The organism is Megasphaera intestinihominis (assembly GCF_040096415.1).
GTDB lineage: Bacteria > Bacillota > Negativicutes > Veillonellales > Megasphaeraceae > Megasphaera > Megasphaera intestinihominis.
This window is the reverse complement of sequence record NZ_JBBMEU010000144.1, coordinates 1-868: the sequence shown is the minus strand read 5'-3', so window position 1 is coordinate 868 and position 868 is coordinate 1. Positions and strand designations below refer to the sequence as shown.

Below are 868 nucleotides of genomic sequence, written 5' to 3'. Positions count from 1 at the left end.
AACTTAATTGTACTAGCGGCAATAGACTATGTCTATTTTTTATGAAATTGAATTTGCGAAATATATTTTACCTTATCGTGGAAAATAAATCAGTGTATAGAAAAAGCCCCAGACTTATGCTATCCTTTCTTCATAAGTCTGAGGCTTTGATTCTATTTATCCTTTGCACTTTTCCTGGGTCTTTGTTGCCCAAGGCAGATATTGATCCAAGGTTTCGGCATCTTTGAAGTTTGCTGTATTTGGCAGCTTTTCAAAAAGGTATTTCAGATACCGTTCGGGGTCCAAGTCGTTGGCTTTGGCTGTTTCAATCAGGCTGTAGACGATGGCACTGGCTTTGGCTCCTTTGGGGCTATTACTGAAAAGCCAGTTTTTCCGCCCAACGGTGAAAGGCCGGATGCTGTTTTCCGCGGTGTTGTTGGAAATGTCGCAGTGCCCGTCTTTGAGGTAACAGGTCAGCCCGTCACGGTTCGACAGGAGATAATTCATGGCCGTTGCCAGCGGCGATTTGGGCAGCAGTTTGTCGACATTGTTTTCTGCCCACGCGAAAATCCTGGACGGGAATCGCCGCCGAAAGAGGAACCAGCGTGGGGACTTCCTCCTTTTTAGTTTCCGGCGCCTGTGCCGGTGCGAAACGAATACGGAGTTTATGTTGCCAGTAGTAATACTGCTTGATAGGGATATCCTGCTGCGCACAGAATTCCTTCACCGTTAAGCCACTCTGCTGGCGCTGCGCGATGATCTGCATCCAGTGTTTCATTCTTATTTCGCGTGTAATTTTTTGAGTATCCAAAAGATAAGGTAAAATATATTTCGCAAATTCAATTTCATAAAAAATAGACATAGTCTATTGCCGCTAGTACAATTAAGT

The 868-nt window shown here is 44.4% G+C and carries 2 protein-coding genes; both read right to left on the bottom strand.

Annotated elements, in window-relative coordinates; all coding sequences use genetic code 11:
• Positions 1-156 precede the first annotated feature (156 nt).
• Positions 157-549 carry an IS66 family transposase gene (locus WMO23_RS11375; protein WP_349174136.1) on the bottom strand — a complete coding sequence of 131 codons (393 nt, stop codon included), beginning with the start codon at positions 547-549 and terminating at the stop codon, positions 157-159.
• Positions 461-841 (bottom strand): IS66 family insertion sequence element accessory protein TnpA, encoded by a 381-nt coding sequence (tnpA, locus tag WMO23_RS11370; protein ID WP_349174138.1) that lies wholly within the window; start codon positions 839-841, stop codon positions 461-463. Before tnpA ends, WMO23_RS11375 begins: the two co-directional genes overlap by 89 nt.
• Positions 842-868: the final 27 nt, after the last annotated feature.